15 protein-coding genes and 1 pseudogene are annotated in these 13,341 nt (G+C 61.3%); 6 read left to right on the top strand and 10 right to left on the bottom strand.

Translation table 11 applies throughout. The features are described 5' to 3' along the window. Positions 1–15 precede the first annotated feature (15 nt). Positions 16–1,455, bottom strand: coding sequence for a cardiolipin synthase (cls, locus tag AO240_RS11600; protein ID WP_099236607.1), 1,440 nt, complete (start codon positions 1,453–1,455; stop codon positions 16–18). Between the two features lie 130 nt (positions 1,456–1,585). On the opposite strand from cls, the gene AO240_RS11605 reads away from it, so the two are divergent. Then, complete coding sequence (locus tag AO240_RS11605) at positions 1,586–2,107, top strand: DUF3617 domain-containing protein (protein ID WP_058415788.1); 522 nt, start codon at positions 1,586–1,588, stop codon at positions 2,105–2,107. Here the strand turns inward: AO240_RS11605 and AO240_RS11610 are convergent. The 7 genes from AO240_RS11610 to folE2 are packed head-to-tail and all read right to left on the bottom strand — an operon-like array spanning position 2,104 to position 7,741. Continuing rightward, positions 2,104–3,441 carry a dihydroorotase gene (locus AO240_RS11610; protein WP_099236608.1) on the bottom strand — a complete coding sequence of 446 codons (1,338 nt, stop codon included), beginning with the start codon at positions 3,439–3,441 and terminating at the stop codon, positions 2,104–2,106. The genes AO240_RS11605 and AO240_RS11610 overlap by 4 nt on opposite strands. Positions 3,442–3,444: 3 nt before the next feature. Continuing rightward, entirely contained in the window at positions 3,445–4,005 is a 561-nt protein-coding gene (locus AO240_RS11615) for a DapH/DapD/GlmU-related protein (protein WP_058415786.1), read from the bottom strand. Then, on the bottom strand, positions 4,002–4,427 hold the full coding sequence (gene hisI / locus AO240_RS11620; protein ID WP_099236609.1) for a phosphoribosyl-AMP cyclohydrolase: 426 nt from the start codon (positions 4,425–4,427) through the stop codon (positions 4,002–4,004). Before hisI ends, AO240_RS11615 begins: the two co-directional genes overlap by 4 nt. Continuing rightward, positions 4,424–5,302, bottom strand: a complete 879-nt coding sequence (locus AO240_RS11625; protein ID WP_099236610.1) for a metal ABC transporter substrate-binding protein — start codon at positions 5,300–5,302, stop codon at positions 4,424–4,426. Before AO240_RS11625 ends, hisI begins: the two co-directional genes overlap by 4 nt. 11 nt (positions 5,303–5,313) lie before the next feature. Continuing rightward, entirely contained in the window at positions 5,314–6,180 is an 867-nt protein-coding gene (locus AO240_RS11630; RefSeq protein ID WP_099236611.1) for a metal ABC transporter permease, read from the bottom strand. Next, positions 6,180–6,848 (bottom strand): metal ABC transporter ATP-binding protein, encoded by a 669-nt coding sequence (locus tag AO240_RS11635; protein ID WP_058415782.1) that lies wholly within the window; start codon positions 6,846–6,848, stop codon positions 6,180–6,182. The genes AO240_RS11630 and AO240_RS11635 overlap by 1 nt, the downstream gene beginning before the upstream one ends. Then, entirely contained in the window at positions 6,845–7,741 is an 897-nt protein-coding gene (gene folE2, locus AO240_RS11640) for a GTP cyclohydrolase FolE2 (RefSeq protein ID WP_099236612.1), read from the bottom strand. The genes AO240_RS11635 and folE2 overlap by 4 nt, the downstream gene beginning before the upstream one ends. 127 nt (positions 7,742–7,868) lie before the next feature. Between folE2 and AO240_RS11645 the strand changes: the two genes are divergently transcribed. After that, entirely contained in the window at positions 7,869–9,089 is a 1,221-nt protein-coding gene (locus AO240_RS11645) for an N-acetylmuramoyl-L-alanine amidase (protein ID WP_058415780.1), read from the top strand. Here AO240_RS11645 and AO240_RS11650 read toward each other — a convergent pair. After that, positions 9,086–9,454, bottom strand: coding sequence for a glutamine synthetase (locus AO240_RS11650; RefSeq protein ID WP_099236613.1), 369 nt, complete (start codon positions 9,452–9,454; stop codon positions 9,086–9,088). The two genes, AO240_RS11645 and AO240_RS11650, sit on opposite strands and share 4 nt — an antisense overlap. Positions 9,455–9,578: 124 nt before the next feature. On the opposite strand from AO240_RS11650, the pseudogene AO240_RS11655 reads away from it, so the two are divergent. From AO240_RS11655 to AO240_RS11670, 4 genes and pseudogenes are all read left to right on the top strand, one after another. After that, a pseudogene (locus tag AO240_RS11655) lies at positions 9,579–9,970 on the top strand (RNA polymerase-binding protein DksA). Positions 9,971–9,997: 27 nt separating this feature from the next. Next, positions 9,998–11,206, top strand: a complete 1,209-nt coding sequence (zigA, locus tag AO240_RS11660; protein WP_099236614.1) for a zinc metallochaperone GTPase ZigA — start codon at positions 9,998–10,000, stop codon at positions 11,204–11,206. Beyond that, a complete protein-coding gene (locus AO240_RS11665) occupies positions 11,206–11,850 on the top strand; it encodes a DUF1826 domain-containing protein (protein WP_099236615.1) in 645 nt (214 codons plus the stop codon). Before zigA ends, AO240_RS11665 begins: the two co-directional genes overlap by 1 nt. Positions 11,851–11,894: 44 nt before the next feature. Continuing rightward, a complete protein-coding gene (locus AO240_RS11670; protein ID WP_099236616.1) occupies positions 11,895–12,857 on the top strand; it encodes a GTP-binding protein in 963 nt (320 codons plus the stop codon). Here the strand turns inward: AO240_RS11670 and AO240_RS11675 are convergent. Further along, positions 12,851–13,246: a DUF3301 domain-containing protein gene (locus tag AO240_RS11675; protein WP_058415774.1), complete on the bottom strand. Its 396-nt coding sequence runs from the start codon at positions 13,244–13,246 to the stop codon at positions 12,851–12,853. The two genes, AO240_RS11670 and AO240_RS11675, sit on opposite strands and share 7 nt — an antisense overlap. Between the last annotated feature and the right edge of the window lie 95 nt (positions 13,247–13,341).

Raw genomic sequence — 13,341 nt, forward strand, 5'->3', positions numbered from 1 at the left:
CAGAGGATCGGTTTATCAGAGGATCGGTGAAATAAGCCGCGCGACGCGCATGCCCAGTTGTTGAAGGCGGCGGGTTTCGCGGCTTTCTTCCTGGCTGACTTCATGGGCCAGCGCGAAGTCGTCCAGCAGCATCCGCTCGACTTGGCCGGCAAACGCCTCATCCACCGTCAGCAACATCACTTCGAAATTCAGCCGGAACGATCGGTTGTCCATGTTCGCGCTGCCGATCGCGCTGATTTCACTGTCCACCAGCACCACTTTTTGATGCAGAAAACCCGGCGTATAGCGGAACACCCGCACGCCTGCGCGCACCGCTTCAATCGCGTAGAGGCTGGAGGCGGCGTAGACGATGCGGTGGTCGGGGCGTGATGGCAGCAGCAGACGCACGTCGACGCCGCGCAACACGGCCAGGCGCAGGGCTGCAAACACGGCTTCATCGGGGACAAAGTACGGGCTGGTTATCCACACGCGTTCGGTGGCTGCGTGTATCGCCTCGACAAAAAACAGCGAGCAGGTTTCGTACGGGTCGGCCGGGCCGCTGGCGAGCAATTGGCAGAGCACGCCGTCTTCGGGGTAGGCATCGGGCAGTATCAGCGGCGGCAATTCGCGCGCGGCCCAGAACCAGTCTTCGGCAAACGACTCCTGCAGGCACGCCACCACCGGGCCGGTGACCTGCACGTGGGTGTCGCGCCACGGCGCCAATGGCGGCTTTTTGCCGAGGTACTCATCACCGACGTTATGCCCGCCGACAAACCCGGTGATGCCGTCGACCACCACGATTTTGCGGTGGTTGCGAAAGTTGACCTGGAAACGATTGAGCCAGCCGCTGCGGGTGGCGAATGCTTTTACTTTTACCCCGGCGTCGCGCAGCGATTGCACATAACGGTGCGGCAGGGCGTGGCTGCCGATGCGGTCGTAGAGCACGTGAATGTCGACGCCTTCAGCCGCCTTCTGCTTGAGCAAGGTGTGCAGTTGGCGGCCGAGTTCGTCGTCATGAATGATGAAGAACTGGAACAACACAGCGGTTTTGGCGCTGCGAATAGCGTCAAAGATCGCACTGAACGTGGCGTCGCCATTGATCAACAAGCGCACTTGATTGTTGGCCAGGCACGGCATTCGGCCCAGCTTGGGCATGGCGCGCAGCGAGGCGTAGGCGCTGGAGTTCCGTGCGGCGAGGGCTTCTTCGACCCACGGGCGCCAGTTCAGCTCGGTAATCGCGGTGTGCATTTCCTGGTTGGCCTGACGACGCGCCTGGATATACGCGTCGAAGGTGCTACGGCCGAAGATCAGGTAGGGAATCAGCGTGAGGTAAGGCATGAACATCAGCGACAAGGCCCAGGCAATCGAGCCTTGGGCGGTCCTGACGGTCAGCACGGCGTGGATCGCGGCCAGCGTGCCGAGAAAGTGCAGGGTGGCGATGAAGTAGGCGAGCAGGTGCGGCCCAAAAAAATCCATGAACGACGTAACTCCAGGCAATCCATTGCCTAACAGACCATGAACGGCTGTGAATGTCGCTATTTTATTTGCCGTGCAACACTGGCACCCTTGCGGCGTCTAACGCCCACAATTACCCAGGAGTTACCCGATGAATGCTCGTCTGCTTGGTTTGGCAATGGTTGTTGGACTGTCGCTGCCCGTGGCGGCTCAGGCGCAGATGCTGGCGCCGGGTTTGTGGGAATTGACCACCAGCAACATGAAAGTCGATAACCAGGACTTGCCCGACCTGTCGCTGATTCTCGGTCAGCTCAAGCAACAGATGACGCCTGAACAGCGTGCCATGCTCGAAAAACAGGGCATCACCATGGCCGGTAAAGGCGTGCAGGTATGCCTCACCCCAGCCCAGGTTGCCTCTGACTCGATCCCGCTGACCGACCCGCAATCGGGTTGCAAACAGCAAGTCACCGACAAGACCGGCAACCAGTGGAAATTCCGTTTCAGTTGCCCGAAAGCGCAAGGCACCGGCGTTGCGACGTTCCAGAGTCAGAAGGAATTCACCACCACCGTCAACGGCACGTTCAATGCCACCGGCATTCAGCAAAAGGGCAGCCTGGACAGCCACGCCCAGTGGCTGGGCAACGATTGCGGTACGGTCAAACCCCGCGCTTAACGCAGAAAATACAGCGGCAAACCCTGGCAACTCTCCACCACCTGGCCGTTGTGCCACGCCAGGTGGCCGGACACCAGCGTGGTGCTGACGCTGTGGCGAAAGCTGCGCTCGGCGAAGGGTGTCCAGCCGCAGCGCGCCAGGATCGGTTGGCTACTGACGGGTTTGCCTTCTGCTTCGGGCTTGATCAGCACCAGGTCGGCCCAATAACCTTCGCGCAAATAGCCGCGATCCGGAATGGCGAACAGGTCGGCCACGCGGTGGCTGGTTTTCGCCACCAGCGTGCTCAGCGGTAAGTGCCCGTCGGCTACCAGTTCCAGCAACGCCGGCAGCGCGTGTTGCACCAGTGGTAACCCGGACGGCGCCTGGTCATAGCCCAACTGTTTTTGCGCCCACGTATGCGGCGCGTGGTCACTGCCGATCACATCCAGACGATCACTCAACAAGGCCAGGCGCAGCGCGTCGCGATCGGCGCGGGTCTTGATCGCCGGGTTGCATTTGATCTGGTTACCGAGGCGATGATAGTCGCGGTCATCGAACAGCAGGTGGTGCAGGCACACTTCGGCGGTGATGCGTTTTTCGGCCAGTGGTTTGTCTTCGAACAGGTCCAGCTCGCGGGCGCTGGTCAGGTGCAGCACGTGCAGGCGCGTGCCGTGACGCTTGGCCAGTTCCACCGCAAACGATGACGAGCGATAACACGCTTCAGCGTCGCGAATCAGCGAGTGCGCGACGGCGGGGATGTGCTCGCCGAAGCGTTCGCGCAGGCGCTGTGTGTTGGCCAGGATGCTCGGCGTGTGTTCGCAGTGGGCCAGCAGGATGGTCGGCACGTCGGCAAACAGCTGTTCCAGAATCCGTGGGTCGTCCACCAGCATATTGCCGGTGGACGCGCCCATGAACACTTTGACCCCGGCCACTTCGCGCGGGTCGAGGGCAGCGATGGTGTCGAGGTTGTCGTTGCTCACGCCAAAGTGAAAGCCGTAATTGGCCACCGAGTGCAGCGCGGCGCGGCGCTTTTTATCGGCCAGGGCTTGCAGGTTCAACGTGGCGGGTTGGGTGTTGGGCATGTCCATGAAGCTGGTGATGCCACCCGCCACCGCCGCGCGAGACTCGCTGTAGAAGCTGCCTTTGTCGGGCGCGCCGGGGTCGCGAAAGTGCACTTGGTCATCAATCATTCCGGGCAACAACCACTGGCCTTGGGCGTCGATTTCCAGCGGTTCGTTGTGGCCTTCAATGCTGCCGGCAATCTTCTCGATGCGGCCGTTGGCGACTAATACATCAGCGTCGAATTCCTGGCCTTCATTGACCAGACGGGCATTGCGAATCAGCAGGCGGCTCATGGTTCAGAACTCGTTTTGCAGGGCTTTGTAGCCGCGTACCAAGTCGACGTTGGTACGCGCCACGTCTTCGGAAAACTCTGAGGCACTGACGCTCACCGGCGGGAACTGCGAGAGGTCGGTGTTCGGCCCGATGCGCGTGGTGGAGGGCACGTAGAACGCGGCGGGCAGGTCGCGGCCGTCGACCACCGAGTTGTGGCGCACCACGCACCCATCGCCCACGGCGCAGTTGAACAACACGCTGTTGAAGCCGATGAACACGCGGTCACCGACGCTGCACGGGCCGTGGACGATGGAGCGGTGAGCGATGGAGGTGAATTCGCCGATGGTCACCGCCGCGCCGGACTTGGAGTGAATCACCACGCCGTCCTGAATATTCGAGTTGGCGCCGATGGTGATGGGGTCCATGTCACCGGTGGCGTCGACTTCGTCGGCGCGGATCACGGCGTACGGGCCGACAAACACGTTCTCGCCAATGATCACCTTGCCGCAGATGATCGCGGTCTTGTCGACGTAGGCGGATTCAGCAATCACCGGCAGGTCGCCGGAAGGGTTTTTACGGATCATGCTGCGGGCTCCTTGAGAGGCGCGGTAATGATGTAAACGTGGTCGCCATCGATGGCGTTGTAGAAGCAGGTGGGCCGGCCGGTGTGGCAAGCCGGGCCTTGCTGGTCGACGATCAGCAGCACGGCGTCGCCGTCGCAATCCAGGCGGGCCTCGACCAACTGTTGCCAGTGGCCGGAGCTTTCGCCTTTGCGCCACAGGTGCTGGCGCGAGCGCGACCAGTAGCAGACTTGCCCGGTGGCCAGGGTTTCTTTCAGGGCCTGGCGGTTCATCCAGGCCAGCATCAACACTTCGCCGCTGCCGTGTTGCTGGGCGATGGCGGCAATCAGGCCATCGCTGTTCCACGGCAGTGCGTCGAGCACGGGTTCGAGTGGAAAGCGGCTGCCGACGGCAGCCCCTTCCAAGTCGAGCATGCTCACTGTCATGGCTTGCCCAGCGCCGCGCACAGAGTGTTGAGGTTGTATTCGAACAGCCCGGTAAAGGTGCTGGCCGGGCCTTCTGCGGCGAGCGCATCGGAATACAGCGTGCCGCCGATCTGCGCGCCGCTTTCGTCAGCGATTTGCTTGAGCAGGCGCGAGTCCTTGATGTTTTCCATGAACACCGCCTTGACCTTGTCTTTGCGGATCTGGGTGATCAGCGCAGCAACTTCGGCGGCCGAGGGCTCACGTTCCGTCGACAGGCCTTGAGGCGCCAGGAACTGGATACCGTAGGCTTGGCCCAGGTAACCGAAGGCATCATGCGAGGTGACGATGCGACGGTTGCCCGGTGGCAGTGCGCCGAACTTGGCCTTGGCTTCGGCGAGCAGGCGGTAGATTTCTTTCAGGTACGCCTGGCTGTTGCGCAGGTAGTCGGCCTTGTTGGCCGGGTCGGCAGCCACCAGCGCCTTGGTGATGTTGTTCACATAGATTTCGGCGTTGGCCAGGTTGTGCCAGGCGTGCGGGTCGGGGATGGTTTCTCCGTCTTCTTCCATGGTGTGCGAGATCACGCCTTTGCTGGCGGTGACCACGGTGGCTTTGGTTTCGGTGCTGGTGACCAAACGGTCCAGCCACGGCTCGAAGCCGAGGCCGTTCTTGATGATCAGCTTGGCCTTGAGCAGCGCCTTGGCGTCGTCCGGCGTCGGCTCATAGGTATGGGCATCGGCGTCGGGGCCGACCATGTTGCTGATCTGGATGTGATCGCCACCGATCTGGTGAGTGATGTCATCGAGAATGCTGAAGCTGGTAACCACTTGAAGTTTGTCTGCGGCCTGAGCCATCGACAGTGGCAGCAGAATGCTGAACAGCACGAGTAGAGCGCGCATCGGGAAACACCTCATTGGGATGACAGCAAAGGCGGGCGGCGCAGCAAACCGTGCACCGGACCGAAGACCACGGACAGCAAATACCCACCGCCAGCCACCAGCACGATGGCCGGGCCGCTGGGGAGCGAGTAATAGAACGACAGCAATAAACCCAACCACACCGACAGGCATCCCAGCACCGCCGATACCGCGATCAACACCGGCAGGCGCCGGCTCCAGAAACGTGAAGCGATGGCCGGCAACATCATCAAACCCACCACCATCAAGGCGCCGATGGCCTGGAACCCAATCACCAGGTTCAGCACCACCAGGGTCAGGAACAACCCGTGCGCGATTGGGCCGAGGCGGCTGACGGTTTGCAGGAACAGCGGGTCTAGGGTGTCCAGCAGCAGCGGCTTATAGATCAACGCCATGGCGATCAGGCTGAAACTCGAGACCCAGAGCATGCCGGTGAGGGTGGTCTCGTCGACGGCCAGCGCTGAGCCGAACAGCAGGTGCAAGAGGTCCAGGCGCTTGCCGGCGATACCCAGGATCAGCACGCCGGCCGCCAGCGAGATCGGGTAGATAGCGGCGAGGCTGGCGTCTTCGCGCAGGCCGGTGCGGCGGGTGATCCATGCCGACAACCCGGCCATGCTCAGGCCGGCGCCGAGGCCGCCGATGGTCAGGGCGGGCAGGCTGAGCCCGGCGAACCAGAAACCCAGCGCGGCGCCGGGCAGAATGCCGTGGGCCACGGCATCGCCGATCAGGCTCATGCGGCGCAGGATCAAAAACACCCCCAGCGGGGCGGTGCTGCACGCGAGCACCAACCCGCCGATAAGCGCACGGCGCATAAACACGAAGTCGAAGAACGGCATCCACAAATGCGCGGCAAAGTGCATTAGGCCACCTGCATGTGCGGTTGCGGGCGGATCAGTTCTTTGCTGGGGCCGAATACGCAGCCGCTGCTTTTGATCAGCAGCACGTGCTGGGTGTGATGGCGTACCGACGCCAAGTCATGACAGACGACGATGATCGTGCGGCCGTCTTCATGCCACGCGTGAATGTGCTTCCAGCACAAGGCCTGGCCTTCTTCGTCGAGCGCGGCGTGGGGTTCGTCGAGCAACAGCACCGGCGCTTCGGCCAGGCTCATGCGGGCGAGCAGGGCGCGTTGCAGTTCGCCGCCGGACAATGCCATCAACGGCCGGTGTTCCAGGCCGGTCAGGCACCAGTCTTCGAGTACCGCTTGCAGGCGTTGGCTGCGCTGTTCTGCGGTGAGCTTATTGCCCCAGAAACCTGCCGCGACCAGTTCTTGCAGGCTGATCGGAAACTGGCGATCGAGGTGTTGTTGCTGCGGCAGAAACGACAGGCCGCCACGGCGTGGAACCTCCACGCTGACGGTTCCTGCCAGCGGCTTTTGCAAACCGGCGATGACTTTGAGCAGGCTGCTCTTGCCTGTGCCGTTGGCGCCGATGATGCCGGTGAGGCTGCCTTTTTCCAGTTTCAAATCTACCGCCGGGGTCAGCGGTTGGCCGGGGGCACCCCAGCGCAATGCGTTACAGATGATCATGCAGGGTCTCTTGTCCAGCGGCTTTCAGCCACGGCATCGTGCGCGTGCAGGCTTTCGGCGTGGATCACTTTCAAGTGGAAGGCTTTGACGGCATCCGAGCGTTTCAAGGCGAGGTTCAGGCGGCGGGCGGCGTCTTCGCAGAACATCAGGTTCTGCCCGTTGGCCAAGGCGAAGGCTTGTTCGTCGGCACGTTTCACAGCGGTTTGCACGGCGGTGCCAAGCGCCGCTTCAACAGCGTCAATCAGGTGTGTGATCGGCAGCGTGGTGAGGTTGGCGTCGAGTTGAATGGATAACTGCGCACTGCTGCGCTGGCTATGAGGGGTTGCGACGATGCCGTTGGCGCTGCCGAGCCAGGTCAATACGTCGTCATGCTGTAACGGCGTAGTGCCGAAATCGTCGCGAAATTGCTGCTGAATCAATTGCCTGGCGAGAGCAGCGGAGCAAGGGCAGGTTGAGGAGTACGTCACGTCAATTTTTAGTTCCACGTGGAACATCTGGTTTTCCAGACGCGCTTCGATGCTTACCGGGTAGCCTTTCCAACCCGCCAGTGGGCTGACCAAGGCCGGCCGTTTGATCAGTAGGTCGGTGTGAACACGCAAGTAGGCGTTCTTAGATAAACCTTCATGACTCTCTAGAAAGCGCTCAAGTACATTACGCAGAAGTGCAGGTGTAAGAAGCTGCTGGTCGAGCATTTCCAGCGCCAGGTACAGGCGTGACATATGAATGCCACGGGCGGTGCCATCGTCCAGGCTGACACCCGCATCGGCAGTCGCGGTCAGGCGTTGGCCGTCGATGAGCACCGGCAAGGTGATGCCGCACATGCCCACCCAGTCGAGCGGCAAGGCTTGGCGTGAAGCCTGCGCGGCAATATCCGGCAAAGTCAGCGCATTCATGAGCGGGTCCATCTTGGAAATAAAAAGACATGTTATATTATAACTATTGAGTCGACGATGATTTTTCTGCGCCCGTCTTTCTTCAGTCATGTCGAGCAGGGACGCTCCTTTATTCGCGGTATCTGTCATGCATAGACGTCAGCTCCTTAACCTGCTGCTGGTCAGCCCTCTGTTCACCTTGCCTTTGGGGGCTTACGCGACGCAGGTTCGCAATGCCCGCTTGTGGCGCTCCGACGACAAATTGCGGCTGGTGTTCGACCTCAGCGGCCCGGTGCAGTACAAGACTTTTTCACTGACCTCACCGGATCGCTTGATCATCGACCTCAGCGGCGCCGGGCTCAGCGGTGACTTCTCGCAGTTGGCGTTGAAGAACAGTGGGATTACCTCGATTCGGTCGGGGCATTTCGGCAAGGCTGATACGCGCATCGTGCTCGACCTGGCCACGCCGATGCAGCTCAACAGCTTCTTGTTGCCGCCGCAGGATGGCCAGGGTCATCGCTTGGTACTCGACCTGACCGGCGCCACCCAGGCGCCGCGTCAAATCGCTGCGCAAATGGCGCCTGTGGTTGCGCCGGCGGCGGCGGTGGACAGGGCGCACCCCAAGCGCGACATCATCGTGGTGGTCGACCCCGGCCACGGCGGCAAAGACCCGGGCGCTATTGGTTCCAAAGGCCAGCGTGAGAAAGACGTGGTGTTATCCATCGCCCAGTTGTTGGCCAAACGCTTGAAGCGCGAGAAGGGCTTTGACGTGAAACTGGTGCGCAATGACGACTTTTTTGTGCCGCTGCGCAAACGCGTAGACATCGCCCGCCAGCACAAGGCGGATATGTTTATCTCGGTGCACGCCGATGCCGCGCCACGCCTCACGGCCTCCGGGGCGTCGGTGTTTGCGCTGTCGGAAGGCGGCGCAACCTCTGCCACCGCGCGTTTTATGGCGCAGCGTGAAAACGGCGCCGACCTGCTGGGCGCCACCACTTTGCTCAATCTGAAAGACAAGGACCCGATGCTGGCCGGGGTGATTCTCGACATGTCGATGAACGCCACCATCGCCTCCAGCCTGCAACTGGGCAGCTCGGTATTGGGCAGCCTGCAAAGCATCACCACGCTGCACCAGAAACGCGTGGAGCAGGCAGGTTTTGCGGTACTCAAATCACCGGACGTGCCGTCGATTTTGGTGGAGACCGGGTTTATCTCCAATACCCAGGACGCTCAGCGGCTGGTGACCGCGCGTCATCAACAGGCGGTGGCGGATGGCCTTTTCGAAGGCCTGAAAAACTACTTCCAGAAGAACCCGCCGATGAACAGCTACATGGCCTGGGTTCAGGAGCAGAAGAACGGCCAGGTCTAACAGCCGGTCACGCGGCTGCAGGTGAATTTGGCGCTGGCACCACCGGAGCTGGAAAACCGGTTAATGGTGGTCCAGCCCACCCGGCGCGTGTAGCCGACCCACGCCTCACCATCCGACGCCAACCCGGTGAAGAACGTCAGTTGCCCGTAGCGGCTGTTGGTCTGCGCCCAGTAGCGTTTGCCGAGTACCTCGAAACCGCGCAAGTACGTGGTGCTGCCGACAGTTGCCACGCTGTAGGCATTGCCCAATGGGTCGACACACGCCAGCAGGTTGGCGCTGCGCGTGCAGTTAGCCAACAGGCTTGGGGCTTGGGCGCAGGCCGGTCCTGCTACTGCCAATAGCAGCGCGCACAACAGGTATTTCATAAGGCTTCTCGGGGCCGGAAAGTCTTCCAGCATTGCGCCCTTCGTCGTCACGAGCAAGGGGGATTGGCTTATTTGTATTGTTATACTATAACATTAAAAATCAGCCTGACCCGTGACCGCCGCCATGACCGAACAAGACCTGCTGGCCCAACCCGCCGCCGACTACATGAATGACGCCCAGCAAGGCTTCTTCCGCACGTTGCTGTTGGCCCAGCGCTATGCGCTGCAAGCGCGCATCGAGTCCGAGTTTCTGGTGCTGCGTGAACAGGAAACCAACAGCGACCTGGCCGATGTGGGCAGCGCCGAAGAACAGCGCCAATGGCAGCTGCGCTTGCTGGAGCGGGAAAAGAAGCTGTTGGACAAGATCGACGATGCACTGGAGTTGCTGGCGCGCGGTGAGTACGGCTGGGGCCGGGGAAACGGCGGGCCGATTGGCCTGCCCNGCCCACCGCGACCCTGTGTATTGAAGCCAAAGAACGTGAAGAGCTGCGCGAACGCCACCGACGGGCGATTTGACCGGCCACCCCTGATGAGGAATACCTGATGCCCAACCGTCTCCCCGTTACCGTGTTGTCCGGCTTTCTCGGCGCCGGCAAAAGCACGCTGCTCAACTACGTCCTGCGCAACCGCGAAAACCTGCGCGTGGCGGTGATCGTCAACGACATGAGCGAAATCAACATCGACGGCAGCGAGGTGCAGCGCGACGTCACACTCAACCGCGCCGAAGAAAAACTGGTGGAGATGAGCAACGGCTGCATCTGCTGCACCTTGCGTGAAGACTTGCTGGAGGAGGTCGGAAAACTCGCCAGGGAAGGTCGGTTCGATTACCTGTTGATCGAGTCCACCGGTATTTCCGAACCGTTGCCAGTCGCCGAAACGTTTACCTTTCGCGATGAAAACGAGCAAAGCCTGGCTGACGTCGCGCGCCTCGACACCATGGTTACCGTGGTCGACGGCATGAATTTTTTGCTCGACTACCAGGCCGCCGAAAGCCTGGCCTCACGCGGTGAAACGCTAGGCGAAGAAGACGAGCGCTCGATCACCGACTTGCTGATCGAGCAGATCGAATTTGCCGACGTGATCCTGATCAGCAAGATCGACCTGATCAGCAGCCATGAGCGCGAAGAACTGATGGCGATCCTCAAGCGCCTTAATGCCCGTGCGCAAATCATCCCGATGGTCATGGGTGAAGTGCCGTTGAACAAGATCCTCAATACTGGCCTTTTCGATTTCGAACGCGCGGCCGAGGCGCCGGGCTGGTTGCAGGAGCTGCGTGGCGAGCATGTGCCGGAAACCGAAGAATATGGCATCGCTTCCACGGCTTACCGCGCGCGCCGCCCGTTTCATCCACAACGCTTCTACGATTTTATCGACCGCCCGTGGGTTAACGGCAAATTGCTGCGCTCCAAGGGTTTTTTCTGGCTGGCCAGCAAGCACCAGGACGCGGGCAGTTGGTCGCAGGCCGGTGGCCTGATGCGCCACGGCTTTGCCGGGCGCTGGTGGCGTTTTGTGCCAAAAAGCCAATGGCCACAAGACGAAGAAAGCGTGGCGGCGATCATGGGCAACTGGCAACTGAGCACCGGCGATTGCCGCCAGGAACTGGTGTTTATTGGGCAAAACATCGATTTCGAGAAGATGCGTGCCGAGCTGGAAGCCTGCTTGCTTAACGATGAAGAAATGGCCTTGGGCGTCGAGGGTTGGCGCTTGCTGGCTGACCCTTTCGGCCCGTGGCATGAAGAGGTGGCCGCCTGATGCTCGCACCGGTCATCCCCCTGCGCCCAGTGATACGCCAGGCCCGCGGTGAAACCCCGCTGGCGTTGTCGGGTATCCTCGAAGACGGCGTGAACCTGGCCCTGTGGCAGCGCCAATTGCCGCTGCACATCGCCCAATTCGGTGCCTTGCTCGTAGCGCTGAATGAGCCGGTCGCCGAATCCTTGGTGATTGAGCTGGCTAACGAGAACGCGGTGCCTGACTTGCAAGGTTTTGCGGCCAGTTGCCGCGACCTTGAAGGCTACGAAGGCTTTATCGCCGATGTGGCATGGCTGATCAGCGCGTTTGCTTGTTTAGTCGGCGCACAGCGTATTGGCGTGCGCTTGCGCCTGCTGGACAAGGCCATGTGCCCGCGTTTTCACGTCGACCATGTGCCGGTGCGGCTGATCACCACCTATGCCGGTATCGGCAGCCAGTGGCTGCGCGAAGGCGTGATGGACCGCCGCCAGCTTGGCCAGCCGGACGCTGAACCCAGCGCGCGCATCGAGCAAATTCACTGCGGCGAAGTGGCCTTGCTCAAAGGCACCCAGTGGCATGGCAACGAAGGCCACGGCCTGATCCATCGCTCGCCGGCGCTTAAGGTCGACGAGCGACGGTTGATCCTGACGCTGGATTGGCTCGCATAACCTTGTAGGATCAAGCCTTCTACACGGTCTGAATGATGCCCCTCATGCTGCAGAATATTCCCACTCATGTGATTGCCGGGCCTTTGGGTGCCGGCAAGACCAGCCTGATCAAACATTTGCTCGCACAACGCCCGGCCAACGAGCGCTGGGCGGTGCTGATCAATGAGTTCGGGCAGATCGGCCTGGACGCGGCCTTGCTCACCCAGGATGACGACGGTATCGCCCTGGGCGAAGTGGCCGGTGGCTGTTTGTGCTGTGTGAACGGTGCACCGTTCCAGGTCGGTTTGGGCCGCCTGCTGCGTAAGGCCAAGCCGGACAGGCTGTTTATCGAGCCCTCGGGCCTGGGCCACCCGGCGCAGTTGCTAAAGCAACTGCGCGAGGCGCCGTGGCAAAACGTGCTGGCGGTGCAACCGTGCGTGCTGGTGTTGGATGCGCAGGCGCTGGCGGCGGGCAAACCGCTGCCGGAGCCACAACGCGAGACGCTGGCCAGCGCCGGGCTGCTGGTTTTGAACAAGGATGAAGCGCTGGATACCGCGCAGCGCCACGCCGTCGAACGGCAGTTACCCGATTGCCCGCGTTACTGGACCCGCCAGGCGCATTTACCGTTGGCGCAATTGCCGGGTTTGAATGCCAAAGCTGGCGCGGCTGTGGATAACATCACACTGCCCGACTCGATAGCCCAAATGCCCGCCATCTGGCGTGATTCCGCACTGCCCATCTGCCTCAGCCAAGCTCAAGAGGGCGGTTGGAGCGTGGGTTGGCGCTGGCACCCGAGCCAGCAATTCGACACTCAACGCTTGCATGATTGGCTGACAAGCCTTGCGTGGCGCCGCGCCAAACTGGTTATCCACAGCCGCGACGGCTGGGTTTCCGCCAATGCTGTGGATAACAGTTCACTCGTCTGGCAACCCAGCGAGTGGCGCCGCGACTCACGCATCGAACTGATTTTCAGCCAGCCGCACGACGCAGGTGCACTGCAGAGCGCGCTCGCAGCGTGCCGTCAGTGACGCGTTTTGCTGGCGTGGTCCTGGCGCCACTGGCTTAGCTCGATCACTTCGGCACTGGGCAGCGGCGTTTTGATCTCAAACGGGTAGGGCGCCAGTTCGATCTGCGCGCTGTGGGCGCCAAATTGGGTGATGGTGCCCGGATGCCGAGTTTCCCCGGTCACGGTGAACTCAAAGTTATAGATGCGCGCCAGGCGCCGCCGACCATTGGCATCCTTCACCACGCCGATACGCTTCAACGCCACCGCGCCGTCGAGCAATTCGATGTCGAGCTTGGCGCAATGTTGCTTGACCCGCTCCAGCGCCCGTTCGCGCAGGCCGTGGTTGTGCCACACCCAGGCGGCGGCGGTCGCCAGCAGCATCAACACGAAGATGTTTCCCAGGGTCAGCATGCGATGAACTCCAACAAAGTGAGAGCAGCTTAACTGTGTCGCCGGTCTGTCGTACAGGCTGCGTTTAGTCGCATACTGCGCGGCCAGAATTTCAA

Source organism: Pseudomonas sp. ICMP 460 (genome assembly GCF_002723595.1).
GTDB classification, from domain to species: Bacteria; Pseudomonadota; Gammaproteobacteria; order Pseudomonadales; family Pseudomonadaceae; genus Aquipseudomonas; species Aquipseudomonas kitaguniensis.